This window comes from Mesorhizobium huakuii, from assembly GCF_014189455.1.
Taxonomy (GTDB): Bacteria; Pseudomonadota; Alphaproteobacteria; order Rhizobiales; family Rhizobiaceae; genus Mesorhizobium; species Mesorhizobium huakuii_A.
The window spans coordinates 3,844,688-3,871,109 of sequence record NZ_CP050296.1; the positions used below are offsets into that span (position 1 = coordinate 3,844,688).

The window sequence follows — 26,422 nt, forward strand, 5'->3', positions numbered from 1 at the left end:
GCGCCTTCGCTATCTGGTTTTCGGCTCCTTGATCCGGAACCACGTCACATAAAGCGCCGGTAGGAACAGCAGGGTGATCGCGGTGCCGGCGATGATACCGCCCATCATCGCGTAGGCCATCGGCCCCCAGAACACTTCGCGGGCGATCGGGATCAGCGCGAGGCTGGCGGCGGCCGCCGTCAGCGCGATCGGCCGCATGCGGTGTTCGGTTGCCTCGATGACGGCCGCCCAGCGGTCCTTGCCCTCCCGGACAAGATCCTCGATCTGCACGATCAGGATGACCGAGTTGCGGATCAGGATGCCGATCAGTGCCAGCACACCGAGGATGGCGACGAAGCCGAGTGGTGCGCCGCTCGGCACCAGTGCCGCCACCACGCCGATCAGCCCGAGCGGCGCCACCGCCACCACCAGGAACAGGCGCTGGAAGCTCTGCAACTGGATCATCAGGATGGTCGCCATGACAAACAGCATCAACGGCACCACGGCCGCGATCGGTCCCTGGCTTTTGGCGCTTTCCTCGACCGAGCCCGCAGTCTGGACGGAATAGCCGGGCGGCAGCTTGGCGATGAAGGCGTCGACCGATGGCTTCAACTCGTTGACGACGGTGGCCGCCAGCACATCGCCAACCAGCCCGGCGCGTACGGTGATGGTCGGAATGCGGTTGCGCCGCCACACAGTCGGCTGTTCGAGGTCGTAGCGGAAGTTGGCGACCGCCGCGAGCGGGATCGCCTCGCCGGTGCTGGTCGGCAGCTGCAAGTTCTGCAGCGTGTCGATCGAACCGCGTTCGGCATCGCGTGAACGCGCCACGACATTGATCAGATAGGTGGCGTCGCGCACCTGGGTGATGGTGGCACCGCCGACCGTGCTGTTCAACGCGCTGGCGATGTCGGAGGAGGTGATGCCGAGTTGCCGTGCCTTGTCCTGCAGCACGTCGACCCTCAGCACGCGCTGCGGCTCGTTCCAGTCGAAAGTCGGCGCCGCCAGTTTTGGATTGGCCGAGATCAGGCCGGCGACTTGCTGCGCCAGCTCCCGCACCGTCTGAATGTCGGGGCCGCCGACACGGTACTGCACGGGACGGCCGACCGGCGGCCCGAGTTCGAGCGGCTTGACGTAGGCGTCGGTGCCGACGAACTCCTCGCGCAACAATTTCTCCAGCACCGGCTTGATCCGGTTACGGGCCTCGATGCTCTTGGTGACGATCACCGTCTGGCCGAAATAGGGATTGGCAGGCTGCACGTCGAAGGCGAGCAGGAAGCGCACCGCGCCCTGGCCGATATAGGACGAGAAATGGTCGATGTCGGGGTTGCCGGCCAGCGCCCGCCCTTCGAAACGCTCGATCTGGTCGCGCGTCTCGGTGATCGACGAGTTCTGCGGCAGGTTCCAGTCGACGATCAGCTCCGGCCGGTCGGAAGGCGGAAAGAACTGCTGCTGGACGAGGCCGAAGCCGGCTATCGAGGCGGCAAACAACAGCACGGTGGCGATGATGGTCAGCCAGTGATGTCGCACGGAGCCCAGGAGCACGCGCCGAAACAGGCTGGTGAAGCGGCCGGGTTTGTCGTGCTGCTGCTGCTTCATCGTGGCCGGCAGGATGGTGACGCCGAGCAGTGGCGCAAACAGCACCGCCACGATCCATGACACCAAAAGCGAGACCGCGATGACGACGAACAGCGTGAAGGTGTATTCGCCGGCGGCGCTGTTGTTGAGGCCGATTGGGATGAAGCCGGCGACCGTCACCAGCGTGCCGGTCAGCATCGGGAAGGCGGTCGAGGTGTAGACGTACGTCGCCGCCTTGCGCAGATTGTCGCCGACCTCCAGCCGCGCCACCATCATCTCGACCGCGATCATCGCGTCGTCGACCAGCAGGCCGAGCGCGATGATCAGCGCACCCAGCGAAATACGCTGCAGCGAGATGCCGAGATAGGCCATGACCGTGAAGGTGATGGCCAGAACCAGCGGGATCGACAGCGCCACGACGAAGCCGGCGCGCATGCCAAGGCTGATGAAGGACACCGCAAGCACGATGGCGACCGCCTCGGCCAGCGCCCGGGTGAAGCCCGAAACCGCTTCCTCGACGATGACAGGCTGGTCGGCGACCAGATGCACGCCGACGCCGACCGGCAGGTCGCTCAGCACCTCTTTCATTTCCTTTTCCAGCGCCGCGCCAAATTCGAGCAGATTGGCGTTGGGCTTCATGCCGATGGCCAGCCCGATCGCATCCTGGCCGTTGAAGCGGAACAGCGACGTCGGCGGATCGGCATAGCCGCGCCGGATCGTCGCCACGTCGCTCAGCCGGAAGAAGCGATCGTTGACGCGCAGATTGATGCCGCGCAGGCTGTCCTCCGAGGTGAACTGGCCGCCGACGCGGACGCTGACACGCTCGGGCCCGGATTCGACGACACCCGACGGCGTGATGGCGTTCTGTGCCTGCAGGCTCGCCACGATCGCCTGCTGGTTGAGGCCGAGGGCGGCGATCTGACGGGTCGAGAATTCGAGATAGATGGCTTCGTCCTGCGCGCCGACCAGATCGACCTTGCCGGCGTTGGGCACGGCCAGGATCCTGGTTCTGACATCCTCGACATAGTCGCGCAGCTGGCGCGGCGTCAGCCCGTCCGAGGTGAAGGCGTAGATGTTGCCGTAGACGTCGCCGAAGCGGTCGTTGAAGAACGGCCCCTGCACGCCTTGCGGAAACTGCGCCTTGATATCGTTGACCATGTTGCGCACCTGAATCCAGTTCGGCACGACATCGCGCGCCTTGGTGGTGTCCTTCAGGTTGACGAAGATGACGGTCTGCCCAGCGGTGGTGACGGACTTGGTATAGTCGAGGCTGTCGAGCTCCTCGAGTTTCTTCTCGATGCGGTCAGTCACCTGCTGCAGGGTTTCCTTGACCGAGGCGCCCGGCCAGTTGGCCTGGATGATCATCGTCTTGATGGTGAAGTTGGGATCTTCCTCACGACCGAGATTGAGGTAGGAGAAGATGCCGGCCACCACGAAGACCAGCATGAAATACCAGACCATGGAACGGTGGCTGAGCGCCCAGTCGGAGAGATTGAAGCCCTTCATCAGACGCCGCCCTCCGGCACTTTGACCTTCTGGCCTTCGCTCAGGCTATGGACGCCCGCGGTGACCACGCGCATGCCGGCTTCAAGCCCCTCGGCGACGGTGAAAGTCTCGCCATTCTTCGAGGCGACCTTGATGTCGTGCGCGCTCACGCTCGATGTCTGCGGATCGACGATCCACACTTTCTCGGAACCGTTCTTTTCCAGCAGCGCCGAGATGGGCAGTTCGATCGTCGGCGCCACCTTGGTCATGCGGGTCGCCGTCACCGTCGAGCCGAGCCGGAAGGCCTGCGGCGGGTCGGTGAGCGCGAGCTTGACGCGCCGGGTGCGTGTCGAGCCCTCGGCCTGCGGCGCGATCTCGCGCAGCTTGGCCTGGGTCTCGATCGTCGGCAGCGATTGCAGGATGACCTGGAACGGCGTGCCGGCCGTGAGATCGCCGGTCAGCTGATCGGGAATATCGACCACGGCCTCGCGCAGATCCGAGCGCGCCACGGTGACGACCGTCTGGCCGGCCGAGACCGTCTGCCCGACTTCGGCGCCGACCGCGGTGACGACGCCATCGAAATCCGAGAACAGCCTGGCATAGCCAAGCTGCTCCTGCGATTTCGCCAGCGCAGCCTTGGCCCGTTCGACATTGGCTTCCGCTGCTTTGCGTGCCTGCTGCGCGGCATCGAAGACGGCCTGCGTGGTGTTGGCCGCGGCGAGCAGCTGGCGCTGACGCTCCTCGCTGGCGGCGGCATTGGCGAACTGTGCTTCGGCATTGGAGAGCTCGGCCGTGGCTGCTTGCACCGCCAGCTCCAGCGCGGTCGGGTCGAGCGCGGCGATCGTCGTGCCTTTGCTGACGATGTCGCCGACCTTGACGTCGCGCGAGACGACCCGGCCGAGCAGGCGGAAGGCGAGGTCGGCGCTGATCTGCGGCTCGATCGAGCCGGCAAAGCCGAAGGTCTGCGAGGTCTGCGGCTCGACCACGACCGACAGCACCGGCCGTATGATCTCCGGCGGCTTCTCGTCCGATTTCGAGCAGGCGGCGAGCGCGCCAACCGCGAACAGGCCAAGCATGATGCGCGGCAACCGGTTCATTGGCCCGCCCCCGATATCTCGACAGTCTGGCCGGGACTGAGCAACTGCCCGCCTGCGGTCACGACGTTTTGGCCTTCGTTCAGCCCGCTGGCGATGACGACCGTGCCCGAATTGAAGGCCAGCACCTCGACCGGCGTCACCGCCACTGCCTTGGTCGAGGGATCGACGATCCAGACCGCCGGTTTGCCGGCGCTGGACGTCAGCGCCTGCCACGGCAACAGGATCGCCTTCGCCGGCTTGGCGCTGACCGAGCCGATGACGGCCGCCCCCAGCGGCATGCCGGCCGGTGTATCGGGAATGCCGATCTTGACCCGGATCGAACCGGAGGCCTGGTCGACCGCCGGCGAGATTTCGCGCACCTTGCCTGTTGCCCGGACCTGCGGGTCGGACAACAGCGTGATCGTCACCGCCGGCGAGGCCGGCGTCCTGGCGACCAGCGTCTCCTGCACGTTGAACACCGCGTCGCGGTCGCCGTCCTCGGCGACGGTGAAGACGGTTTGCGCTGCTTGCACCACCTGGCCGGTTTCGACCTGGCGGGCGGTGATGACGCCGGGGGCGCCGGCCTTGAGCTCGGTGAAGGACAGGTTTTGCTGGGCATTGGCGAATGCGCTCTGCGCGGCGTCGACACTGCCTTGCGCCACCTTCAGCGCCTGGTCGGCGGCGTCGTAGTCGCGCCTGGTGGTGAAGCCCTGGGCAAGCAGCGTCTTCTGCCGTTCGAAGGCGGCGGCTGACTGGGTCAGTTGCGCTTGTGCCGCGTCAAGATCGGCCTGTGCCGATCGCAGATCGGATTGCTGCTCCTGCGGATCGATGCGGGCAAGCACCGCGCCCTGGTCGACATGCTGGCCGACATCGACAAGCCGCTCGGCGACGCGGCCGCCGACGCGGAACGACAGATTGTTCAGCGTGCGCGCCGCGATCACCCCGGTCAGCGAGGTTCTCGGCGCATAGTCGGCGATCGCCACCGTTTCGGTGCGCACCATGATCGGCAGTTTCTTGTCCGCCGCCTCCTGCTTCTGGCAGCCGGCCAGCAGCAATGCGGCTGTGCAGACGCACACTGCCGACACGGTTGGAAAAGACAAAAGGCTGGAGGTTCTGAAGGATGGTACTGGGACGGACGATGTCACGTTCCTGCTCATGGACTCCCCCAACCGCGGGTCGCTCGCTGATCGCGATGCCTCGCGGATATCTGAAGGATAATCGATCTCCAAAAAAAGGAAACCGGTCTCGTACGCGTATCGGGCGACAGGTTAAGGAGGCACCGAGGCCAGGCCCAATCGCCTGCCGTTGGTGCCGACTTGAGGAAAACGTGAAATAAGGTCAGAAGACATCTGATCAACGAGCACGGGCGCCGGCCCGATGAGGGATATCATGAAGAATTCAGCCATTTCCGAACGCAAGAACCAGTCGATCTCGCGCGGCGTCGGCATGACCACGCAGATTTATGCCGACCGGGCTGAAAATTCGGAAATCTGGGATGTCGAAGGCCACCGCTACATCGACTTCTCCTCCGGCATCGCCGTCGTCAACACCGGCCATCGCCATCCCAGGGTGATTGAGGCGGTCAAGGCACAGCTCGACCGTTTCACCCACACCTGCCACCAGGTGGTGCCCTATGAGAGCTATGTCAGGTTGGCCGAACGGCTGAACGCCATGCTGCCCGGCAAGTTCGAGAAGAAGACGATCTTCGTCACCACCGGCGCCGAGGCGGTCGAGAATGCCATCAAGATCGCCCGCAACGCCACGGGCCGCCAGGCCGTCATCGCCTTCGCCGGCGGCTTCCATGGCCGCACCTTCATGGGCATGGCGCTGACCGGCAAGGTCGTGCCCTACAAGGTCGGCTTCGGCGCCATGCCGGGCGACGTCTACCACGCGCCGTTCCCGGTGCCGCTGCACGGCGTGTCGGTTGCCGATTCGCTGGCAGCACTCGACCGGCTGTTCAAGGCCGATGTCGATCCGGCCCGCGTCGCCGCCATCATCGTCGAGCCGGTTCAGGGCGAGGGCGGCTTCTACGAGGCGCCGCGCGAATTCCTGACCGCGTTGCGCAAGCTCTGCGACCAGCACGGCATGCTTTTGATCGCCGACGAGGTGCAGACCGGCTTTGCCCGCACCGGTAAGATGTTCGCCATGGATCACCACGACGTCGCGGCCGACATCACCACCATGGCCAAGAGCCTGGCCGGCGGCTTCCCGCTGGCGGCGGTCACCGGCCGCGCCGAGATCATGGATGCGCCTGGCCCCGGCGGTCTCGGCGGCACCTATGGCGGCAGCCCGATCGGCGTTGCCGCCGCGCACGCGGTGCTCGATGTGATCGAGGATGAAAAGCTCTGCGACCGCGCCAACACGCTGGGTGCAAGGCTGAAGCAGCGCCTGCAGTCGATCCGTGACGACGTGCCCGAGATCGTCGACATCAGGGGCCTCGGCTTCATGAACGCGGTCGAGTTCAACGACGTCAAGAAGGGTCTGCCGTCGGCCGAGATCGCCAACGCCATCCGGCTGAAGGCGCTCGACAAGGGGCTGATCCTGCTGACCTGCGGCGTCTACGGCAACGTCATCCGCTTCCTGGCGCCGATCACCATCCAGGACGAGGTGATGAACGAAGCGCTCGATATCCTTGAAACCTCGATCCGCGAAGTCTGCGCTGCCTAGCGTTCTACCTCCCCCTCGTGGGGAGGTCGGACCGAAGGTCCGGGTGGGGGGGCTTGGCGCCGACCCCCACCCCGCTGCTTCGCAGCGACCCTCCCCACAAGGGGGAGGGTAATCGTATATGGCGGCGCCCGCCCCCCTCTCCGTCCGCTGCGCGGCCACCTCTCCCCCATTTCATGGGAGCAAGGAAACGCTAATCACGGATGTCGCGCCCTCCGAAAGCTTGGGTTCCTCGCCCCCACAAAGTGGCTACGGCATGCACACATTTCCAAGCCGCGCTGGTCTTTGGCGATAGCGTGCATGGCGGCTTGGCGCATGCATTGTCTTATGCGGCGCTGGTCGACCCCCACTCCGTCTCGGCTTCGCCGAGCCACCTCTCCCCGATCGACGGGGTAGAGGAAAGGCGCCAAGCTCTTTGCCGTCAACGTTCGTCCAGCAAAGCTCCCTTCCTTTCCCTCTGGAGGGGGGAAAGGTGGCACTGCGAAGCAGCGACGGATTGGGGGAACCACGTGGCAATCAAGCCTCGGGCCGATCAGTCACGCCAATCACAGAAGATGCGTGCATTCCGTAACGCAAAGCGGGGGAGTTGAGGCCACGAATTTATTGGCCCTGCGCTCGTTTTTGCAGTGCTGCGAAATAGCCATCATCAACCGGAGCGCCCGGCTCGGATGACGCGCCCTCAAGGAGGAGACGTCGAAGCAGTTGGCGGTCTTGATCGCGGCGGATCAATTCACGGAAATATTCGCTGCTCACGACATAGCTCCGATTGGTGATTGCTCGAACAAAATCTTTCAAAACTAGCCGACAGCCTTCGCCGGCTCGACGGTTTGAAACGCAGCCAGCGCCGCCTTCAGCCCATCCGATCCCGCTGCTACCGTTTCCTGCGTCGGTGAGAAACCCGCACCGAGCATCTTGCGGCCGAGCATGTGATCACCAGGGCGGTTGACGGATTCGATGCCGAGCAGCCGGTCGCCGGCATAGTGGTAGATCGAGAATTTGTTGTCGGTCAGGTCGCCCAGCACGACATGGCTGTCGCCGCCGGCGGTCAGCCCGACCATCTGCAGCTTCATGTCGCCAATATCGGACCAGAACCACGGCACCGCCGAATAAGCGTCGGCATGGCCGGTAGTGGTGCGCGCAGCGAGTCGCGCCTGATCGGTGGCGTTCTGCACCGATTCCAGCCGCACGTCGCCGCCGGTGAACCAGTGCCGGTAGGAGGCGGCGTCGCCGATGGCTAGGATTTGCGGCACCGAACTGCGCATCTGGAGGTCGACACGGATGCCGTTGGCGATGGTGAGGCCGGCGGCCTGCGCCAGTTCGACATTCGGCACGGCGCCAATGCCGACAATGACCATTCGCGCCGGCAGCCTTTCGCCCGACGAGGTGATGGCGGCGACGACATGGCCGTTTTCGCCTTCGAGTTTTGCAATCGAGGTGCCGGTCAGGATGCGCACGCCGGCCGCTTCGAGCCTTTGCCGGACATGGCTCGCCACCACCGGCGCCACGGCACGGCCGAGCAGCCGGTCGACCGCTTCCACCACCGTCACCGTGCGGCCGGCCGTGCGCAGCGTCGCGGCGATCTCCAGCCCGATAAAGCCGCCGCCGAGGATGACGACGTCTTCGCTCTGAGCGCTGAGGTCGCGGATCAGCCGCGCATCCGCCAGCGAGCGCAGCGACAAAACGCCGGACAGGTCCGCGCCAGGCAGCGGCAAGGTGCGCGGTCGCGACCCGGTCGCCAGGATCAGATGGTCGAAGGCAAGCGCGCCGCCGCCGGCAATGTCCAGGCTGCGGCGGCCGGTATCGATACGGTCGATCCGGATGCCCGGCCGGTAGTCGATGGCGTTGCCGGTATAAAAAGCCTCGCCACGCAAGGGTTGCGGTTTGGCCTCGGCGTCCTTGATGAAGGTCTTAGACAGCGGCGGCTTGTGGTAGGGCAGCTCGTTCTCGTCGCCGACCAGGATCACCGGTCCGCCATAGCCGTCCTCGCGCAGACTGGCGGCCGCTTGCACGCCCGCATGACCCGCACCGACAATGACCACGCCGTTCTTCATCGCATTCCAATCCCGCTTCGATTCTAGGACGTCTCGCCAGGTGGCAATTGTCTGGGGCCGCCGCAAGACGGCGTTTGCGGGTCGCACCCGGAATGGCGGCTGTCAATCGTACAGTTCCGCAGCGAGGTCGGTGCAGCAAGGGTATAAAGTTGAGCTTTGCAGTTTAGAATAATTCTAAACTGTTGTTTCGATTGGCTTTTCCCGTCGATTTTCATTGACTTCCATCGGCGTCGCAGCTTTATGGAAGCCTGCGCGTTGGCGCATCCCTTTGATGTCTGGGCCTTGAACCCGTTCGATTGGAGGCATTTTGGTGTCTTTCTTCCCTGGACCGCGCGATGGCGCGGCAAGCCTTGGCGCTTTTGGCATCGACATGGCCTGGCGCCGGCCGCCGCGCGCGGCTTTTATAAAATTTCCGAGAAACTGGAGAGCGATAATGACAGCACGGTACGGCGGTAGGCTTGCGGCGATTGGTGCCACGGCGCTGTTGACGGCGGCGGTGTTTGTGCTGCCTGCCAAGGCGGAAACCGACGCAAAGGCCGTTATCAAGACCTATGCCGACATCGGGCTCGCCAAATACGAGGATTCGCTGACCACGGCGCAGGCTCTCGACAAGGCGGTCGACGCGCTGCTCGCCAAGCCCTCAGCGGACACGCTCAAGGCCGCCCGCGACGCCTGGAAGGCCGCGCGCGTGCCCTACCAGCAGACCGAGGTCTACCGCTTCGGCAACAAGGTCGTCGACGATTGGGAAGGCGAGGTGAATTCCTGGCCGCTGGACGAAGGCCTGATCGACTATGTCGCCAAGAGCTACGGCACGGAATCGGACACGAATTCGCTCTATACGGCCAATGTGATCGCCAACAAGGAAATCGAGATCAACGGCAAGAAGGTCGACGCCTCGAAGCTTTCGCCTGAATTTCTGTCCGGCACGTTGCAGCAAGCCGGCGGTATCGAGGCCAATGTCGCCACCGGCTATCACGCCATCGAATTCCTGCTCTGGGGCCAGGATCTGCATGGCACCGGACCGGGCGCCGGCGAGCGTCCTTACACCGACTACGACCTCAAGAACTGCACCGGCGGCAATTGCGACCGCCGTGCCGAATATCTGAAGTCCGCCACCACCCTGCTGGTTTCGGACCTGCAGAAGATGGTCAACGACTGGAAGGAAGACGGCGCCGCACGCAAGAACCTCGTCGATGGCGAGCCGAACACGGCGATCTCGATCATCTTCACCGGCATGGGCTCGCTGTCCTACGGCGAGCTCGCCGGCGAGCGCATGAAACTCGGCCTCCTGCTGCACGATCCGGAGGAGGAGCAAGACTGCTTCTCCGACAACACCTACAATTCGCATTTCTACGACGCCATCGGCATCCGCGCTGCCTACCTCGCCAGCTACACGCGCCTCGACGGCACCGTCGTTTCTGGACCTTCGGTGCACGACATGGTCAAGGCGGCCGATCCGGCGATCGACAAGGAGTTGTCCGGCAAGCTCGACGTCAGCGTCGCCAAGATGGAGGCGATCAAGGCCCGGGCCGAAGCCGGCGAGGCCTATGACCAGCAGATCGCTGAAGGCAACACGGCAGGCAACGCCACTGTGCAGGCGGCGATCGACGCGCTGATCGACCAGACCAAGTCGATCGAACGTGCCGTCGGCTCGCTGAAACTCAACGCCATCGCCTTCGAGGGATCCGACAGCCTCGACGCACCTGACAAGGTGTTCAAGTAAGACCTGGAACCTGATCCGGAGCCGGGCGACCGGCTTCGGAATGGGCTTCGGGACCAGAACAAGCCACACGGCGCGGGAGGCGCCGTCAGCCATCCGAGCACTGTAAATGCTGATCTGCCATTGCAACATCATCACCGAGAAGGAGATCGAGCAGACGATCATCGGGCTGCTGGACCAGGATCCCTGGCAACTTATCGTGCCGGCCAAGGTCTACCACTCGATGCAAAAGCGTGGCCGCTGTTGCGGCTGCTTCCCAAATGTGGTCGAAACGATCATCCGGGTCACCGAAAATTACCACGCCCGCTCGGAGGCGAGCGGCGTGGATATCGTTTCACATCTGGATCGCGTCAGAGGCCTGCGCGTCCAATACGGGAGCAGAACCCATGAAAGGCGAAATTCAGATCATCGAGCGGCTTAACGAGGCTCTTTTCCTGGAGCTTGGAGCCGTCAATCAATATTGGGTGCATTTCCGTCTGCTCGAGGACTGGGGCTACACCAAGCTGGCCAAGAAGGAGCGGGCCGAATCGATCGAGGAGATGCACCACGCCGACAAGCTCATCGCCCGTATCATCTTCCTTGAAGGCCATCCGAACCTGCAGTCCGTGGCGCCGCTGCGCATCGGGCAGAACGTCAAGGAGGTGCTCGAATCCGACCTTGCCGGCGAATATGACGCGCGCACGGCCTACAAGCGTTCGCGCGAAATCTGCCACGAGATTGGTGATTACGTGACGATGAAACTGTTCGAGGATCTGCTGGCTGACGAGGAAGGTCACATCGACTTCCTAGAGACGCAGCTCGACCTGCTCGCCTCGATCGGCGAGGAGAAGTACGGCCAGCTCAACGCCGACGCGGCCAACGAGGCGGAGTAAAGGCATGCGGGAATGCGGCGCCTGCTAGAATTCCTGCGCCGCTCGCGGCGGGCCGCCGGCTCGCCGCTTCTCCTGAAAAGACCAGCCGGATCGGCTCGTCGGCGCTGCACCATTCTTATGTTGGCGCTGACATCATCCGCGATTGCCGGCGAGCTTCAGCCAGCCGGGCTCGCCACCACGCGCAGCGACCTCAATCCAAAAGATCAGGCGCGCGTCATCGCCGTCACCAGGCCGACCACGGATTTCTCCAAACCCGAGCCGTTCGAGCTGATGCAAGGTGGCGCCGGCACGTCGCAGAAGGACGTCAGTCGCGATGCCTTCTCGCAATCCTCGGCCAATATCAGCTTCGAGGAAGAGGGCACTTTCAAGCTCGGCGACGCGTTGTTTCGCAGGAACTGGGTGTCGTCGCCATCCTCGACACAGGCGTCGGACGGGCTTGGGCCGCTGTTCAATGAACGTGCCTGCCAGAATTGCCATCTCAGGGACGGCCGCGGCCGTCCGCCGCAAGGCGATACCGGCACCACCTCGATGTTCCTGCGGCTGGCGCGCGACGCCGGCAACGCCGAGGAAAAGGCAGCCCTTGCCGACCGCCAGATGCTCAACTTCCCCGACCCGGTCTATGGCTCGCAGTTGCAGGAACTCGCCGTGCCCGGCCTGCGCGGTGAAGGCCGGATGCGCGTCGCCTACCAGGAACGCCAGGTGACGCTGACGGACGGTACCGTGGTTTCTCTGCGCCAACCCAGCTACTCCGTCACCGATCTCGCCTATGGGCCGCTCGATCCGCACACCACGCTGTCGCCGCGCCTGACTCCGCCGATGATCGGCCTCGGCCTGATCGAGCAGATCGCGCCCGCAGACATTCTGGCCCGTGCCGATCCGGAGGACGCGCACGGCGACGGCATTTCCGGCAAGCCTAACATCGTGCGCGATGGTCTCGGCGGGGAACTGACGCTTGGCCGTTTCGGCTGGAAGGCGCAGACCGCGACGATCCGCCAGCAGGCGGCGGATGCCTTCGCCGGCGACATCGGCATCTCGACGCCGGAAGAACCAAAACACTGGGGCGACTGCACTGCCGCGCAGGCAAAATGCCTCGCCATGCCGAATGGCGTGCAGGCGCGCCTCGGCCCGGTCGAGGCGCCGCCGCCGGTGATGGACCTCGTCACCTTCTATTCGCAAAACCTCGCCGTGCCGGCGCGCCGCGATCTCGCTGCGCCTGACGTGCTCGCCGGCAAGAAGGTCTTCTATGAGATCGGCTGCGTTTCCTGCCACACGCCGAAATTCGTCACCCGCCGCGACGCGCCCAACAAGGCGCAAGCCTTTCAGCTGATCTGGCCCTATTCCGACTTCCTGCTGCACGACATGGGGCCGGATCTGGCCGACGGCCAGGCTGTGGGCGATGCGACGGGAAGCGAATGGCGCACCCCGCCGCTGTGGGGTATTGGCCTCACCGAGACCGTCAACGGCAATTCCTTCTTTCTGCACGATGGCCGCGCGCGCAGCCTGACCGAGGCGATCCTGTGGCATGGTGGCGAGGCGCAGAAGGCGCGCGACCGCTTTGCCACCGCCAACGCGACTGAGCGCGACGCGATGATCAAATTCCTGGAGTCACTGTGATGCTGAAGCGCTCTGCCCTGGTTCTCGTTCTGCCGCTGGCTCTGCTCAGTGTTTTCCCGGCCGCGGCGGCGGTGAAAGCCTCCGATATCATCCAGCGGGCGATCGACGGCTTTGTCCGCCCGGTCTATGCCGACCTGCACCAGCATGCCGAAACCCTGACGAAGGCGATGCACAAGCTCTGCGAAGCGCCCTCGCAAGGGGAACTCGATGTGGCGCGGGCCGAGTTTTCGGCTACGGTCTATGCCTGGTCGTCGGCCGAGATCATCGGTTTCGGGCCGATCAAGGAGAACAACCGGCTGGAGCGCACGCTCTACTGGCCGGATCGCAAGGGCCTCGGCTTGAAACAGGTGCAGGCGGTATTGTCCGCCAAGGACCCGAATGCCATCAATCCGGCACAGCTGGCAGACAAGAGCATTGCCATGCAGGGGCTCGGCGCGCTGGAATTCGTGCTTTTCGGCGATGGCGCCGATGCGCTGACCGGCAAAGGCGATCCGTATCGCTGTGCCTATGGCGCGGCCGTTGCCGACAACATCGAAACCATGGCCGGCGATGTCGCCGATGCTTGGAACAAGCCGGACGGCTTTGCCGCGCTCTGGGCCAATCCGGGACCGCAGAACGCGCTCTACCGCGACGGCAACGAGGCGGTGACCGAACTGGTCGGCGTCTTGATCAACGAGCTGGAGATGGTGAGGGATGTCCGTCTGAAGGGCTTCCTTGGGGCCAAGCCGGATGCGGACAAGCCGAAGCAGGCGATCTATTGGCGGTCGCAAAACACCGCCAATGCGCTGGCCGGAAATCTCGCCGGCATCGACGCGCTGTTCCAGGCCTCCAAACTTGGCGATGCGTTGCCGCCCGATGCGCGCTGGATGGCGGAATCGATCCATATCCAGCTGGTCAACGGCGTCGCCACCGCGAAGTCGATTCAGGGTCCTATCGACAAGACGCTCGCCGACCCGGCGCTGCGCGAAAAACTCGAGCATTTCGCGCTGATCACCTCCAGCCTGTCGACCCTGATCGGCACCCGGCTGACCGACGAATTCGGCCTGACCGCTGGATTCTCGTCGCTGGATGGGGATTGAGCATGCGTACGCCGCTCATCGATCGTCGCGATTTCCTGAGGGCCGCGGGCATCGGCTTTGCTGCCGCGATCGCGCCATCGGCCTGGGCAAAAACGCTTGCTGCCGACGCCGTTTTCGCCACCGCCTTCGTCAAGCGTGACGGCAGTTTTGGCGCCGCCGTCCTGTCCGAGGCTGGCAAGGTGCTGCATGCGATCGACCTGCCCGATCGCGGCCATGACGTCACCTTCGATCCCGTATCGAAACGCTCGGTGGTCTTCGCCCGCCAGCCCGGCACCTTCGCCGTGGTGTTCGACCACACCGGGCGCGATGCCCCGCAGACCATCGCCAGCATCACCGGCCGGCATTTCTTCGGCCATGGCGTGTTCTCTCCTGATGGCACCCTGCTCTATGCGACCGAGAACGATTTCGACAACGCCGCCGGCGTCGTCGGCGTCTACGACGCGCGAGCGAAATTCAGTCGCATCGGCGAATTTTCGACCTATGGCATGGGGCCGCATGAACTGCTGATGCTGGGCGACGGCAGGACGATCGCGGTCGCCAATGGCGGCATCGAGACCCATCCCGACTATGGCCGCGCCGAGCTCAACATCGCCACCATGAAGCCGTCCTATGTGCTGATCGACCGCGTCTCCGGCGCCCTCATCGAAAAGCACGAATTGCCGGCTTCCCTGCACCAGCTGTCGATCCGCCACATGGACACCGACCCATCCGGCACCGTCTGGTTTGGCTGCCAGTACAGGGGGCCGGGCACCGATCGTCCGCTGCTGGTCGGCCGCGCCGCACGCGGCAAGGAGTTGCAACTGCTCGACATGCCGCAGGATGTATTGTCCGGCTTCCGCAACTATATAGGTTCGGTCGCCGCCAATCCTTTGGCCGGCACCGTCGCCGTCTCGTCACCGGAAGGCAATTCGCTTGTGGTGATCGATGCCGCCAGCGGCCGGGTCGTCTCGTCCAGCGCGCTGGTCGAGGTTTGCGGCCTGGCGCCGGACGGATCGGGCTTCATCGCCACCACGGGCGCCGGCGAGATCATCGAAGGCAGCGGCACGACACGGTTAGAGCCGGACTATGTCTGGGACAACCACATGCTGCGCATCGAACAGGTCTGACAGCGCGCTGGCGGAACCGAAGCCGCTTAACAAATTATGCTTGCGGTGGCGCGCCTTGGCGGGCACAGGGAAGTGTTTCTCGGAACCGGTTGTTTCATGAAAGTGCTTGCCATCGACTGTGCCGCCAGCCTCTGCGCCGCCTGCGTCTACGACGCGGCGGCTGGGCGGGAGCTTGGCCGCGCGGTGCTCGATCTCGGCAAGGGCCATGCCGAGCACCTGATGGCCGTCATCGCCGAGGCGCTGATGGCGGCCGAAACCGACTATCCCGGTCTCGGCGCCATTGCCGTTTCTGTCGGTCCCGGTTCGTTCACCGGCCTGCGCGTCGGCGTGTCGACCGCGCGTGGCCTGGCGCTGGCGTTGAAAATTCCGGCGATCGGCGTGACGACGCTCGAAGCGCTGGCCGCCGAGGCCGCAGCGGCATTTCCCGGCCGCGCCGTGCTGGCCGCACTCGATGCCGGCCGGGAGGAAATCCATGCCGTGCTGTACGACAAAGCGTTAGTTTTAACTTACGGTCCAGCCGGCGCCACACTGCCTGAAGCCACTGCCTTGGCGATGGACAACTCTGCGGTGCTGGCCGGTACCGCGGCGGCACAGATCGCGGCCTCGGCCGGGCGTGGTTTCGATATTGGCCCTCAGACGGGCACTGCTGATATTCAAACCTACGCCCGTCTGGCCGCGGCAAAGGGGCAAGGCGAAAGGCCGAAACCGCTTTATCTGCGCGGCGCTGATGCCAAGCCGCAGGCGGGTTTCATTTTATCAAGGCAACAAAATTAATGCGCATACCTTTTCTCCAGCCGCGCCGCCGGGACTATGCTCTCGAGCCGCTCAGGATCACAGATAGCCCCGCGGTGTCGTTGCTGCACCGTGAAGATTTCGTCCGCCCGTGGACCGATGGCGAGTTCGCCGCCCTGCTCGAGCAGGACACCGTGTTCGGTTACGCCGCGCGCGAGACCGGGCAGGGCTCCAAACCGCCTGTCGGCTTCGTGCTGGCACGGCTCGCGGCCGGCGAGGGCGAGATACTGACCGTCGCGGTGGCGCGATCGCATCGCCGCCAGGGACTGGGCTGGCAGTTGATGGATGCGGTGCTGCGCGAACTGCACGCGCAGCGCGCCGAAGCGCTGTTCCTCGAGGTCGACGAGACCAATGTCGCCGCGATCGCTCTCTACCGTCGGCTGGGCTTCCGCGAAGTTGGCAAGCGCCCCGACTACTACAAGTCGCCCGATCGCGGGCCGACCGGTGCGCTTGTCATGCGCCGCGATCTTCGCTAGCCAGAGATCGGGTAGGCGCAGGACAGTATGATCGGAAAAATCAGGATTTTCCTGGCCCTGGGCCTTGTCGTCGCCGGTTCGCTGGTCCTGGTGCCATTGCAGATCCTGTCGATGAAGACCGGCTGGTGGCCGGAAACCGTCATTCTCAAGATCTGGCACAGGCTGATCCTCAGGGCGCTTGGCATGCACGTCCATGTCAAGGGGACGCTGTCCGACAAGCGGCCCTTGCTGGTTGCCGCAAACCACATCTCCTGGACCGACATCATGGTGCTGGGCTCTTTTGCCGATGTGAAATTCATCGCCAGGGCCGATATGGAAGGCTGGCCGCTGATCGGCATGCTGTCGAAACTGCAGCGCACCGTCTTCATCGAACGCGAGCGCAAGCGCTCCTCAGGCGACCAGGCAAGCGAGATCGCCAGCCGCATGGCCAAGGGCGACGCCATGGTGCTGTTCGCCGAAGGTTCGACCGGTGACGGCAACGCCGTCCTGCCCTTCAAAAGCACGCTGTTCGGCGCCGCCTCGATGGCGATTTCGGAGGGTGCGGCCGAGCAGGTGTTCATCCAGCCGGTGGCGATCGCCTATACGCGCCTGCACGGCGTGCCGCTCGGCCGTCGCCACCGGCCGATCTCGGCTTGGATCGGCGACGAGGATTTGATGCCGCATCTCAAGGTGCTGATGGCGGAAGGCGCGCTCGACGTCGAGGTGCATTTCGGCGAGCCGATCGCCTTTGCCAAGGGCTCGAACCGCAAGGAAACGGCAAGGCTGATGGAAAGCCAGGTGCGCGAGATGATGCAGGGGGCGCTCGCCGATCCGCGCCCGAGCCGCTAGTGCAGGCCAAGTGTCTACCGGGCGCATGACCGCCGTAGCGGAGAATCGTCTGTTTTTTGTCACGGAAAGGCGTTAGAAGCCGCCGGATGGACTTGAACACGATTGAAAGCGACGACATCGGCAGTGTGGCCGGGCAGCCGGCAGTGCGCCCCACGGCAGCGAAGAAGGTCTTCATCAAGACCTATGGCTGCCAGATGAACGTCTATGATTCACAGCGCATGGGCGATGCGCTGGCCGCCGACGGCTATACCGCGACCGATGCCATCGACGAGGCCGACCTTGTGCTGCTCAACACCTGCCACATCAGGGAGAAAGCGGCGGAAAAGGTCTATTCCGAGCTCGGCCGCATCCGCGATATGAAGGCGGAACGCGCTAGTGCCGGCCGGGAAATGCTGATCGGTGTCGCCGGCTGCGTGGCGCAGGCCGAGGGTGCGGAGATCATCAGGCGCTCGCCCGCCGTCGACCTGGTCATCGGGCCGCAGACCTATCACCGTCTGCCCGACGTGCTGGCGCGAGTGCGCGGCGGCGAGAAGATCGTCGAGACCGACTACGCCATCGAAGACAAATTCGACCATCTGCCGCAGCCTAAGCGCGCCGAGGTGATCAAGCGCGGCGTCACAGCCTTCCTCACCGTGCAGGAAGGCTGCGATAAGTTCTGCACCTTCTGCGTCGTGCCCTATACCAGGGGTTCGGAAGTGTCGCGGCCAGTGGCGCAGATCGTCGCTGAAGCCGAGCGCCTGGCTGAAGCCGGCGTGCGCGAGGTGACGCTGCTTGGCCAGAACGTCAATGCCTGGCACGGCCACGGCGAGACCAAAGGGGGCAAGACCGAGGAATGGGGCCTTGGCCGCCTGTTGTTCCGGCTGGCCGAAATCCCCGGACTGGCGCGGCTGCGCTACACCACCAGCCACCCGCGCGACATGGACGATGAGCTGATCGCTGCCCATCGCGACCTGCCGTCGCTGATGCCATATCTGCATCTGCCGGTGCAATCCGGTTCCGACCGCATCCTCAAGGCGATGAACCGCAGGCATACGGCTAGCGATTATCTGGCGCTGCTCGACCGCATCCGAGCGGCACGACCAGATATCGCGCTGTCCGGCGATTTCATCGTCGGCTTCCCCGGCGAGACCGAAGCCGATTTCGAAGCGACCATGGAATTGGTGCGCCAGGTGAACTATGCCTCGGCCTTTTCGTTCAAATATTCGCCGCGCCCCGGCACGCCGGGCGCCGAGATGGCCGATCACGTGCCGGAAACGGTCAAGGACGAGCGCTTGCAGCGCCTGCAGGCGCTGCTGTTGAAACAGCAGCAGGATTTCGGCTTGAGCCTGGTCGGCAGCACCATCGACACGCTGATCGAGAAGCCCGGCCGGCAGGCCGGCCAGAAGGTCGGCCGCTCACCTTGGCTGCAGCCGGTTATTGTTGATGAAAAGGCCGGCGAAATCGGTGACATTATCCAGGTGCGAATCACGAAGACGGGCTACAATAGCCTGTTCGCCGAATTGGCCTGATGGTCTCGGCAGATGAGGAGAGACGGTTGAGCGCAGCAGAGCTGAAGAACCTGCCCCCGGTACCGGCATCTGGGGCTTCTGACATGGCGCACATCGTTCTGACTTTCGACAACAACAAGCTTGCCAGCGCCCTTTACGGTCAGTTCGACGAGAACCTCGCCCGGCTCGAGCAGAAGCTCGGCGTCGACATCCGCTCGCGCGGCAACCAGCTGACCATCAAGGGGTCGGCTTCTGCCGCCGAACAGGCGCGCCGCGCCTTGGACAATCTCTACGGGATTCTGCAGAAGGGCGTCGATATCGGCCAGTCCGATGTCGATGGTGCCGTGCGCATGGCGGTCGCTGCCGACGATCAGCTGACGCTGCCGACGCTGGAGCGCAAGGGCAAGGTCTCGGCCGCCCAGATCGCCACCCGCAAGAAGACGATCTATGCCCGTTCGCTGAACCAGGATGCCTATATGCGGGCGCTGGAGCGGTCGGAGCTGGTGTTCGGCATCGGCCCGGCCGGTACCGGCAAGACCTATCTGGCGGTGGCGCATGCGGCGATGCTGCTCGAGCGCGGCATGGTCGAGCGCATCATCCTGTCTCGGCCGGCCGTCGAGGCCGGCGAGCGACTGGGCTTCCTGCCTGGCGACATGAAGGAGAAGGTCGATCCCTATCTGCGGCCGCTCTACGACGCGCTCTACGACATGATGCCCGCCGACAAGGTCGAGCGCGCCATTGCCGCCGAAGTGATCGAAATCGCGCCGCTCGCCTTCATGCGCGGCCGCACGCTGGCGCATGCCGCGGTCATCCTCGACGAGGCGCAGAACACCACGCCGATGCAGATGAAGATGTTCCTGACGCGTCTTGGTGAGAACTCGCGCATGATCGTCACCGGCGATCCGACGCAGATCGACCTGCCTCCGAGCACCAAATCGGGCCTGGTCGAAGCCTTGCGTGTCCTCGACGGCGTGGCCGGCGCGGTCACCGTGCGCTTCAACGATATCGACGTCGTTCGCCATCCGCTGGTGGCGGAAATCGTCAGGGCCTATGACCGTGACGCCAAGCTGGCGCGCGGCCTGGGTGCCGAAAATTGATCTCGGCGATGCGGCTTCATGCCTGAGGACAAAATATCCGGCGACGGGGATCCTCCCGTCGACATCGATATATCGATCGAAGCGGGCGATTGGCCAGATGAGGCAAGCCTGACGCGGCTGGTCGATCGCGCGGTTGACGCTGCTTTTGCCGGGACCGGCGTGACGGGCCGTTCCGAACTCAGCGTCGTTTTTTCCGACGATGCCCATATCCGGACCCTCAACGCCAGCTGGCGCGGCAAGGACAAACCCACCAACGTCTTGTCTTTCCCGGCTTTTCCGTTTGTGGAAGGCGGCCCGCTGCCGCCCATGCTGGGCGATATCGTGCTCGCCGCCGAGACGGTTTCACGCGAAGCGGCACTGGAAGACAAGCCCGTGCAGAACCATATCACCCATCTCGTCATCCACGGCCTGCTGCATTTGCTGGGCTATGATCACGAGACCGATACCGAGGCCGAGGAGATGGAGGCCATCGAACGCGCAGCGCTCGCAAGGCTTGCCATTCCCGATCCCTACGCGTAACTACATCTGACAATTGACCGGACGACGATGAACGACAAACCAGAGACTGCCGCCCGCCCCGACGCCGGCAGTGCGCCCAAGGCTTCCGACACGTCGGAAGAGGGATCAAGTCCGAGTACTGGTACCGGCAGCGTTGCCAGCGAGCCTTCGCCTGCCGGACCTTCCCTGTTCGACCGTGTTTTGGGCCTGTTTCGGCAACGCAACGGCACCAGCCTGCGTGAGGAAATCGCCGGCGCGCTGGCCGAGACGGCGAGCGACGCCGGCGCCTTCTCGCCTGGCGAGCGGGCCATGCTCAACAACATATTGCGGCTGCGCGAGGTGCGCGTCGAGGACGTCATGGTGCCGCGCGCCGATATCGAGGCGGTCGAGATCACCACGACGCTCGGCGACCTCCTGGGTACCTTCGAACAGTCCGGCCATTCCCGCATGCCGGTCTATTCCGAGACGCTCGACGACCCGCGCGGCATGGTCCATATCCGTGACGTGCTGGCCCACATCACCAAGCTTGCGCGCGTCAAGAAGGGCCGCACGACCAGGAAAACCCCTGCCGCCACGCAACTCGATCTCGCCCAGGTCGACCTTGCACGCACCATCGGCGAGCTCAATCTGATCCGCCAGGTGCTGTTCGTGCCGCCCTCGATGCTTGCTTCCGACCTGATGGGCCGCATGCAGACGACGCGTACGCAGATGGCGCTGGTCATCGACGAGTATGGCGGCACGGACGGGCTTGTCTCGCTCGAGGACATTGTCGAAATGGTCGTCGGCGATATCGAGGACGAGCATGACGACGACGAGCCGATGATCACCCAAGCCGGTGACGGCGTCTTCATCGTCGACGGCAAGGCCGAGATCGACGAGGTCGCCAAGATGATCGGCGAGGATTTCGCCGCCGGCGAACATGGCGAATATGTCGACACTATCGGCGGCATGATCTTCAACACGCTTGGCCGCGTGCCGGCGCGGGGCGAGGTGGTGCAGGCCATTCCGGGCTTCGAGTTCCATGTGCTCGATGCCGATCCGCGCCGCGTCAAGCGCGTGCGCATCGTGCAGAGCCAGAAGGGCGAGCGCCGCCGGCGTGCCACGGCCCGCACCGAACAGGCGTGAGTTTTCAGCTCGCCCGATGACGATCGACGATCCGTTCCAGCACGCGAGCCTGGGGTCCGGTGTCTTCTACAGGGACCCTCGTGCCGCGCTGGCTTGGCTCGAAGCGGCTTTCGGCTTCGAGCGCAGCATGGTGGTGAGCGACGCCGACGGAAAGCTCGTCCACGCCGAGATGCGCTTCGGCGATTGCTATATCATCGTCGATTCCGAATGGAGAGACTATGTCGCGAGCCCGGCGTCGGTCTCAGGCAAGAACACGCAGTCGGTCTATGTCAGGCTGAAGGACGGCCTGGACGCGCATTGCGAGCAGGCGCGGGCGGCCGGCGCTGAGATAATCCAGGAACCTGCAGACCAGTTCTACGGCGAACGCCAGTATCGGGCTGGCGATCCCGAGGGTCATGTCTGGACCTTCGCGCAGCCCATCCGTTCTGTGTCCCGCGAAGAGGCTGAGCGGTTGAGCGGTCTGCGCATTGACGGCTGGCACCGGTAGCGCGCGACGGGTCATCGACGCTAACAGCCCGGCGTTTGGAGCGCGGGCGCGGCCTGATAAATCTTGCGTCCTGATTCGCGCGACTCGGAAGTATGCATGGAGCGCCTGGCCGGCCGGATAATTCTGCTTTGGGGTTGGCGGCGGGCGCTCGTGGCCTTTCTGGCCGGGGCGCTGGCGGTCCTTGGCCAGGCACCCTACGATTTCTTCGCTGCCTGCTTCATCTCGTTTCCGCTGCTGGTCTGGCTGCTCGACGGCGCGACCGGCGAAGCCTCCGGCAGCCTGCTCCGGCGCTTGCGGCCGGCCTTCGCCGTCGGCTGGTGGTTCGGCTTCGGCTATTTTCTCGCCGGTCTCTGGTGGATCGGCTCGGCGTTGCTGGTCGAGGCCGATGACTTTGCCTGGGCGCTGCCCTTCGCCGTGGTCGGCATTCCCTTCGCGCTCGCCTTTTTCTACGGCTTCGCAACGATGGTCGCCCGGCTCCTGTGGAGCAGCGATATCGGCCGCATCGCCGCCCTTGCCTTCGGCTTCGGGCTGACGGAGTGGCTGCGCGGCTCCCTGTTCACCGGTTTTCCCTGGAATGCCATCGGCTATGCGGCAATGCCGGTGCCTCTTCTCATGCAGAGCGTCTCGGTGACCGGCATGATCGGCATGAACGTGCTTGCGGTGTTCGTTTTTTCGCTGCCGGCGCTGCTGGCGGCGCGCCGGCATCTTCGCCTGGGCGCCGCATTGTTCGTCCTGCTCGCATCTGTCCATGTCGGTTTCGGCTATGTCAGGCTTGCCGCGCCTGAAAAGCCGGCGGAGCGCAGCCTGGATGTCCGCATCGTCCAGCCGGCCGTCGACCTCAGCGAAAAATGGGACGCTTCGGTGCGCGACCGCATCTTCGCCACCTTGCTCGGCCTGTCCGCCAAGGCGCCGGACCCCGGTCACGGCAAGCCGCAACTCATTCTCTGGCCGGAAACCTCGGTACCCTTCCTTTTCACCGAGCGCCCGGACGCGTTGACGGCGCTGGGCGACATGCTGGCCGATGGCCAGATGCTGATCGCCGGCGTCGTTCGCGAGGAAGGCGGCTCGGCGGCCAGCACCGACAGCCGCTATTACAATTCCGTGGTGGCGATCAACGACAAGGGCGAAATCGCCGACGCCGTCGACAAGGTCCATCTGGTGCCGTTCGGCGAATATCTGCCTTTCGCCGACCTGTTCAACCGTTTCGGCATAGCACAGCTTGTCGCCGGGCCGGTGACGTTCGCCGCCGGCAACGAGCGCCACGCGATCACGCTGCCGGGCGGCATCCGTGCCCTGCCATTTATCTGTTACGAGGTGATCTTTCCCGATCTTGTGGCAGTTGACGCTACGTCAGCACAGCTTATTGTGAACGTTACCAATGATGCGTGGTTCGGGGACACGCCGGGACCGTACCAGCATTTCAGGCAGGCCCAGATTCGCGCGGTGGAGAACGGATTGCCCTTGCTGCGTGCTGCCAACAACGGCATCTCGGCCGTCGTCGATCCACATGGACGCATCGTCGATGCGTTGGCGATCGACGCGCGCGGAGCCATCGATGTGAAGGTGCCGATTTCCGAACAGGCGGTCGTTTCCTCGGGCCAGCGGCGCATTAACGGAATGCTGATCATGTTGCTGTTTGCGCTGGTGGGAGCGCTGTTGAACGTAAGGCAACGGCTACGGGTGAATTGACAGTCGACACATTAGAAACTCATACTGTATCGCCTGAAATTTCTCGAAGCCGGTGGATCGTTCTGTTGGGGCAGTTGCCCCCGGCTTTTTTTGGGCGGGAAAAAATCACAAAGCCGAAAAAAATTCGGCGAGGAAAAAATGACAGAAGAAAACAAGAAGAAACCGAATCCCATCGACATCCACGTTGGAAGCCGCGTTCGGCTTCGCCGCAACATGCTCGGAATGAGCCAGGAAAAGCTGGGCGAGAATCTCGGCATCACATTTCAACAAATCCAGAAATATGAAAAGGGCACCAACCGCGTCGGCGCCAGCCGGCTGCAGGCGATTGCCTCCATACTCGGCGTGCCCGTCGCCTTCTTCTTCGAGGATGCGCCGGGCCAGGAAGCGGTGGCCGGTCGTGGCTTTTCCGAAGATGCGTCGATGGCTTTCGCCGTCGAATTCTGCGGCAGTCCCGAAGGCCTTCAGCTCAACCGGGCCTTCGTCAAGATCGCCGACGTCAAGGTACGCCGCAGGATCATCGACCTGGTGAAGTCGCTCGCCGCGGACGATCTCGACTGACCCTCGATGCGCCTCGAACCGGCGGCAGTCGCCGCCGGTGGCACAAGATATCGACATCGACAGTCGTGCCAGAATGGCGGCAACGCTTGACGAGCGCCGCTTTGCCCCGCTAACACGTGGCGCGCCAAAATCGGCAGCCTGCCGATCGTTTTTCAAGAGGGGACACCCGTGACGCGGCAGAACTACTTCTTTACCTCGGAATCCGTTGCCGAGGGCCATCCCGACAAAGTCTGTGACCGGATCTCCGACGAGATTGTCGATCTGGTCTACCGTGAAGCCAAGAAGACCGGCATGGACCCATGGAAAGTCCGTGTCGCCTGCGAGACGCTGGCGACCACCAACCGCGTCGTCATCGCCGGCGAAGTGCGCGTCCCCGAGACGCTGCTGAAAAAGGACAAGGCCGGCAATATTCTCAAGGATGCCGCCGGCCACCCTGTCGTAAACCCGGCGAAGTTCAAATCCGTCGCCCGCAAGGCGATCCGCGAGATCGGCTACGAGCAGGCCGGCTTCCACTGGAAGACGGCCAAGATAGAGGTTCTCCTGCACGGCCAGTCGCCAGACATCGGCCAGGGCGTCGACAACGCCGCCGACCGCCAGGGCGAGGAAGGGGCCGGCGACCAGGGCATCATGTTCGGCTATGCCTGCCGCGAGACGCCGGACCTGATGCCGGCGCCGATCTACTACAGCCACAAGATCCTTGAACTTCTGGCCGCCGCCCGTCACGAAAACAACGGCGAGGCCGGCAAGCTCGGCCCGGACGCCAAGAGCCAGGTTACTGTGCGCTACATCGACGGCAAGGCCGCCGAGGCAACGCAGATCGTGCTGTCGACCCAGCATCTCGACGCGACCTGGGACTCCAAGAAGGTCCGCAAGGTCGTGGAACCCTACATCCGCGAGGCGCTTGGTGATCTCAAGATCGCCGACGATTGCATCTGGTACATCAACCCGACCGGCAAGTTCGTCATCGGCGGCCCGGACGGTGACGCCGGCCTCACCGGCCGCAAGATCATCGTCGACACCTATGGTGGCGCGGCACCGCATGGTGGCGGCGCCTTCTCCGGCAAGGACACCACCAAGGTCGACCGTTCAGCCGCCTACGCGGCGCGCTACCTTGCCAAGAACGTCGTGGCGGCGAAGCTTGCCGACCGCTGCACCATCCAGCTTTCCTACGCCATCGGCGTTGCACAGCCCCTGTCGGTCTATGTCGACCTGCACGGCACCGGCAAGGTCGACGAGGCCAAGCTCGAGGACGCGCTGCGCACCGTGATGGACCTGTCGCCGTCGGGCATCCGCCGTCATCTCGACCTCAACAAGCCGATCTACGCCAAGACGTCGTCTTACGGCCATTTCGGCCGCAAGGCCGGCCGTGACGGGTCTTTCTCCTGGGAAAAGACCGATCTCGCCAAGGCGCTCAAGGATGCTGTCGCGGCCTGAGCCGCGACAGACCTGCAACCAGATGAGCCCGCAAGACAGGCCAAGCCGTGCGACCGAAGCTTTCTTCGGTCGTCGGCGCGGCAAGCCGGTTCGCCCGCAGCAGGCGGCGGCCCTGGAAAGCGGGCTTGACGCCTATCGGCTTGATCTGACTGCTGAGGCGCCGTCGGATTTGCGCACTTTGTTTAAGGCTGAGGTTTCGACTGTCCGGCTCGAGATCGGCTTTGGCGGCGGCGAGCATCTTTTGCACCGCGCCATCGAGGCGCCGACGACCGGCTTCATCGGCGTCGAGCCCTTCGTCAACGGCATGGCCAAGATGATGATGGCGGTGCAGGCAAGGCCGCTGGCCAATCTCAGGGTCCATGACGACGACGCCACCCGGCTGCTCGACTGGCTGCCGCCGGCCTCGCTCGACGGCATCGATCTTCTCTATCCCGACCCCTGGCCGAAGAAGAAGCACTGGAAGCGGCGCTTCGTCAGTCCGGTCAATCTCGAGCGTTTCGCGCGCGTCCTGAAGCCGGGTTCAAAATTCCGCTTCGCGTCCGATATCGACACCTATGTGAACTGGACCTTGCTGCATTGCCGGGCGCATGGCGCTTTTGCATGGCAGGCAGCCGAAGCTGCCGACTGGCACCGTCCCTATGAGGGCTGGCCGGGCACGCGTTACGAGGCCAAGGCCATTCGCGAGGGCCGGCGGCCTGCCTATCTGACCTTTGTCAGGAAATAGGCGGCC

25 protein-coding genes are annotated in these 26,422 nt (G+C 64.1%); 19 read left to right on the top strand and 6 right to left on the bottom strand.

Annotated features, from left to right (window positions below):
• Positions 1-9 precede the first annotated feature (9 nt).
• Genes HB778_RS18965 through HB778_RS18975 form a run of 3 tightly spaced genes read right to left on the bottom strand, consistent with a single transcriptional unit; the run spans position 10 to position 5,272 of the window.
• The gene (locus HB778_RS18965) at positions 10-3,060 is read right to left on the bottom strand and encodes an efflux RND transporter permease subunit (RefSeq protein WP_280515919.1); all 3,051 of its coding nucleotides are present in this window, start codon (positions 3,058-3,060) and stop codon (positions 10-12) included.
• Positions 3,060-4,136 (bottom strand): efflux RND transporter periplasmic adaptor subunit, encoded by a 1,077-nt coding sequence (locus HB778_RS18970; protein WP_183456015.1) that lies wholly within the window; start codon positions 4,134-4,136, stop codon positions 3,060-3,062. The genes HB778_RS18965 and HB778_RS18970 overlap by 1 nt, the downstream gene beginning before the upstream one ends.
• Positions 4,133-5,272, bottom strand: coding sequence for an efflux RND transporter periplasmic adaptor subunit (locus HB778_RS18975; protein ID WP_183456018.1), 1,140 nt, complete (start codon positions 5,270-5,272; stop codon positions 4,133-4,135). The genes HB778_RS18970 and HB778_RS18975 overlap by 4 nt, the downstream gene beginning before the upstream one ends.
• A gap of 232 nt (positions 5,273-5,504) precedes the next feature.
• Between HB778_RS18975 and HB778_RS18980 the strand changes: the two genes are divergently transcribed.
• Entirely contained in the window at positions 5,505-6,782 is a 1,278-nt protein-coding gene (locus HB778_RS18980; protein ID WP_183456020.1) for a 4-aminobutyrate--2-oxoglutarate transaminase, read from the top strand.
• 597 nt (positions 6,783-7,379) lie between these two features.
• On the opposite strand, the gene HB778_RS18985 is transcribed toward HB778_RS18980, so the two are convergent.
• The 3 genes from HB778_RS18985 to HB778_RS18995 form a co-directional block, all read right to left on the bottom strand.
• The gene (locus HB778_RS18985) at positions 7,380-7,532 is read right to left on the bottom strand and encodes a hypothetical protein (protein ID WP_432421193.1); all 153 of its coding nucleotides are present in this window, start codon (positions 7,530-7,532) and stop codon (positions 7,380-7,382) included.
• A gap of 44 nt (positions 7,533-7,576) precedes the next feature.
• Entirely contained in the window at positions 7,577-8,830 is a 1,254-nt protein-coding gene (locus HB778_RS18990) for an NAD(P)/FAD-dependent oxidoreductase (RefSeq protein ID WP_183456025.1), read from the bottom strand.
• Positions 8,831-9,004: 174 nt separating this feature from the next.
• The gene (locus HB778_RS18995; protein ID WP_183456027.1) at positions 9,005-9,202 is read right to left on the bottom strand and encodes a hypothetical protein; all 198 of its coding nucleotides are present in this window, start codon (positions 9,200-9,202) and stop codon (positions 9,005-9,007) included.
• Positions 9,203-9,263: 61 nt separating this feature from the next.
• Here HB778_RS18995 and HB778_RS19000 point away from each other — a divergent pair, with 61 nt between their 5' ends.
• From HB778_RS19000 to trmB, 18 genes are all read left to right on the top strand, one after another.
• Positions 9,264-10,553: an imelysin family protein gene (locus HB778_RS19000; RefSeq protein ID WP_183456029.1), complete on the top strand. Its 1,290-nt coding sequence runs from the start codon at positions 9,264-9,266 to the stop codon at positions 10,551-10,553.
• Between the two features lie 106 nt (positions 10,554-10,659).
• Positions 10,660-10,971, top strand: a complete 312-nt coding sequence (locus tag HB778_RS19005; protein ID WP_095198398.1) for a (2Fe-2S)-binding protein — start codon at positions 10,660-10,662, stop codon at positions 10,969-10,971.
• Positions 10,937-11,422 (top strand): bacterioferritin, encoded by a 486-nt coding sequence (bfr, locus tag HB778_RS19010; protein ID WP_096453290.1) that lies wholly within the window; start codon positions 10,937-10,939, stop codon positions 11,420-11,422. The genes HB778_RS19005 and bfr overlap by 35 nt, the downstream gene beginning before the upstream one ends.
• A gap of 12 nt (positions 11,423-11,434) precedes the next feature.
• Positions 11,435-13,036: a di-heme oxidoredictase family protein gene (locus HB778_RS19015; RefSeq protein WP_183456031.1), complete on the top strand. Its 1,602-nt coding sequence runs from the start codon at positions 11,435-11,437 to the stop codon at positions 13,034-13,036.
• Positions 13,036-14,115, top strand: a complete 1,080-nt coding sequence (locus tag HB778_RS19020) for an imelysin family protein (RefSeq protein WP_183456033.1) — start codon at positions 13,036-13,038, stop codon at positions 14,113-14,115. Before HB778_RS19015 ends, HB778_RS19020 begins: the two co-directional genes overlap by 1 nt.
• Positions 14,116-14,117: 2 nt before the next feature.
• The gene (locus HB778_RS19025) at positions 14,118-15,221 is read left to right on the top strand and encodes a DUF1513 domain-containing protein (RefSeq protein WP_183456035.1); all 1,104 of its coding nucleotides are present in this window, start codon (positions 14,118-14,120) and stop codon (positions 15,219-15,221) included.
• A gap of 96 nt (positions 15,222-15,317) precedes the next feature.
• Positions 15,318-15,995 carry a tRNA (adenosine(37)-N6)-threonylcarbamoyltransferase complex dimerization subunit type 1 TsaB gene (gene tsaB, locus HB778_RS19030; protein ID WP_183456037.1) on the top strand — a complete coding sequence of 226 codons (678 nt, stop codon included), beginning with the start codon at positions 15,318-15,320 and terminating at the stop codon, positions 15,993-15,995.
• Positions 15,995-16,489, top strand: a complete 495-nt coding sequence (rimI, locus tag HB778_RS19035) for a ribosomal protein S18-alanine N-acetyltransferase (protein WP_183456039.1) — start codon at positions 15,995-15,997, stop codon at positions 16,487-16,489. The genes tsaB and rimI overlap by 1 nt, the downstream gene beginning before the upstream one ends.
• A 27-nt stretch (positions 16,490-16,516) precedes the next feature.
• Positions 16,517-17,317: a lysophospholipid acyltransferase family protein gene (locus HB778_RS19040; protein WP_183456040.1), complete on the top strand. Its 801-nt coding sequence runs from the start codon at positions 16,517-16,519 to the stop codon at positions 17,315-17,317.
• A gap of 194 nt (positions 17,318-17,511) precedes the next feature.
• The gene (miaB, locus tag HB778_RS19045; RefSeq protein ID WP_244661991.1) at positions 17,512-18,825 is read left to right on the top strand and encodes a tRNA (N6-isopentenyl adenosine(37)-C2)-methylthiotransferase MiaB; all 1,314 of its coding nucleotides are present in this window, start codon (positions 17,512-17,514) and stop codon (positions 18,823-18,825) included.
• Between the two features lie 83 nt (positions 18,826-18,908).
• Positions 18,909-19,901, top strand: coding sequence for a PhoH family protein (locus HB778_RS19050; RefSeq protein ID WP_023766987.1), 993 nt, complete (start codon positions 18,909-18,911; stop codon positions 19,899-19,901).
• 18 nt (positions 19,902-19,919) lie between these two features.
• Positions 19,920-20,420 carry an rRNA maturation RNase YbeY gene (gene ybeY / locus HB778_RS19055; protein ID WP_183456044.1) on the top strand — a complete coding sequence of 167 codons (501 nt, stop codon included), beginning with the start codon at positions 19,920-19,922 and terminating at the stop codon, positions 20,418-20,420.
• Between the two features lie 27 nt (positions 20,421-20,447).
• The gene (locus tag HB778_RS19060; protein WP_095198388.1) at positions 20,448-21,524 is read left to right on the top strand and encodes a hemolysin family protein; all 1,077 of its coding nucleotides are present in this window, start codon (positions 20,448-20,450) and stop codon (positions 21,522-21,524) included.
• A gap of 16 nt (positions 21,525-21,540) precedes the next feature.
• A complete protein-coding gene (locus tag HB778_RS19065; RefSeq protein ID WP_183456046.1) occupies positions 21,541-22,011 on the top strand; it encodes a VOC family protein in 471 nt (156 codons plus the stop codon).
• A 96-nt stretch (positions 22,012-22,107) separates the two neighbouring features.
• Complete coding sequence (gene lnt / locus HB778_RS19070; RefSeq protein ID WP_183456048.1) at positions 22,108-23,700, top strand: apolipoprotein N-acyltransferase; 1,593 nt, start codon at positions 22,108-22,110, stop codon at positions 23,698-23,700.
• A gap of 138 nt (positions 23,701-23,838) precedes the next feature.
• On the top strand, positions 23,839-24,258 hold the full coding sequence (locus HB778_RS19075; protein ID WP_027032979.1) for a helix-turn-helix domain-containing protein: 420 nt from the start codon (positions 23,839-23,841) through the stop codon (positions 24,256-24,258).
• Between the two features lie 168 nt (positions 24,259-24,426).
• Positions 24,427-25,692 (top strand): methionine adenosyltransferase, encoded by a 1,266-nt coding sequence (metK, locus tag HB778_RS19080; protein WP_183456050.1) that lies wholly within the window; start codon positions 24,427-24,429, stop codon positions 25,690-25,692.
• Positions 25,693-25,714: 22 nt separating this feature from the next.
• On the top strand, positions 25,715-26,416 hold the full coding sequence (gene trmB / locus HB778_RS19085; RefSeq protein ID WP_183465142.1) for a tRNA (guanine(46)-N(7))-methyltransferase TrmB: 702 nt from the start codon (positions 25,715-25,717) through the stop codon (positions 26,414-26,416).
• The last annotated feature ends 6 nt before the right edge of the window (positions 26,417-26,422 follow it).

Bases quoted from the DNA above. Each gene is read 5' to 3' on its own strand.
- HB778_RS18965 (WP_280515919.1), bottom strand. From the start codon at position 3,060: ATGAAGGGCTTCAATCTCTCCGACTGGGCGCTCAGCCACCGTTCCATG.
- HB778_RS19000 (WP_183456029.1), top strand. From the start codon at position 9,264: ATGACAGCACGGTACGGCGGTAGGCTTGCGGCGATTGGTGCCACGGCG.
- miaB (WP_244661991.1), top strand. From the start codon at position 17,512: ATGAACGTCTATGATTCACAGCGCATGGGCGATGCGCTGGCCGCCGAC.
- HB778_RS18990 (WP_183456025.1), bottom strand. From the start codon at position 8,830: ATGAAGAACGGCGTGGTCATTGTCGGTGCGGGTCATGCGGGCGTGCAA.
- HB778_RS18995 (WP_183456027.1), bottom strand. From the start codon at position 9,202: ATGTCGATGCCAAAAGCGCCAAGGCTTGCCGCGCCATCGCGCGGTCCA.
- HB778_RS19015 (WP_183456031.1), top strand. From the start codon at position 11,435: ATGCGGCGCCTGCTAGAATTCCTGCGCCGCTCGCGGCGGGCCGCCGGC.
- HB778_RS19065 (WP_183456046.1), top strand. From the start codon at position 21,541: ATGACGATCGACGATCCGTTCCAGCACGCGAGCCTGGGGTCCGGTGTC.
- tsaB (WP_183456037.1), top strand. From the start codon at position 15,318: ATGAAAGTGCTTGCCATCGACTGTGCCGCCAGCCTCTGCGCCGCCTGC.
- lnt (WP_183456048.1), top strand. From the start codon at position 22,108: ATGGAGCGCCTGGCCGGCCGGATAATTCTGCTTTGGGGTTGGCGGCGG.
- HB778_RS19060 (WP_095198388.1), top strand. From the start codon at position 20,448: ATGAACGACAAACCAGAGACTGCCGCCCGCCCCGACGCCGGCAGTGCG.
- HB778_RS18980 (WP_183456020.1), top strand. From the start codon at position 5,505: ATGAAGAATTCAGCCATTTCCGAACGCAAGAACCAGTCGATCTCGCGC.
- trmB (WP_183465142.1), top strand. From the start codon at position 25,715: ATGAGCCCGCAAGACAGGCCAAGCCGTGCGACCGAAGCTTTCTTCGGT.
- rimI (WP_183456039.1), top strand. From the start codon at position 15,995: ATGCGCATACCTTTTCTCCAGCCGCGCCGCCGGGACTATGCTCTCGAG.
- HB778_RS19020 (WP_183456033.1), top strand. From the start codon at position 13,036: ATGCTGAAGCGCTCTGCCCTGGTTCTCGTTCTGCCGCTGGCTCTGCTC.
- HB778_RS19005 (WP_095198398.1), top strand. From the start codon at position 10,660: ATGCTGATCTGCCATTGCAACATCATCACCGAGAAGGAGATCGAGCAG.
- HB778_RS18975 (WP_183456018.1), bottom strand. From the start codon at position 5,272: ATGAGCAGGAACGTGACATCGTCCGTCCCAGTACCATCCTTCAGAACC.
- HB778_RS19025 (WP_183456035.1), top strand. From the start codon at position 14,118: ATGCGTACGCCGCTCATCGATCGTCGCGATTTCCTGAGGGCCGCGGGC.
- HB778_RS19050 (WP_023766987.1), top strand. From the start codon at position 18,909: ATGGCGCACATCGTTCTGACTTTCGACAACAACAAGCTTGCCAGCGCC.
- HB778_RS19040 (WP_183456040.1), top strand. From the start codon at position 16,517: ATGATCGGAAAAATCAGGATTTTCCTGGCCCTGGGCCTTGTCGTCGCC.
- HB778_RS19075 (WP_027032979.1), top strand. From the start codon at position 23,839: ATGACAGAAGAAAACAAGAAGAAACCGAATCCCATCGACATCCACGTT.
- ybeY (WP_183456044.1), top strand. From the start codon at position 19,920: ATGCCTGAGGACAAAATATCCGGCGACGGGGATCCTCCCGTCGACATC.
- bfr (WP_096453290.1), top strand. From the start codon at position 10,937: ATGAAAGGCGAAATTCAGATCATCGAGCGGCTTAACGAGGCTCTTTTC.
- HB778_RS18970 (WP_183456015.1), bottom strand. From the start codon at position 4,136: ATGAACCGGTTGCCGCGCATCATGCTTGGCCTGTTCGCGGTTGGCGCG.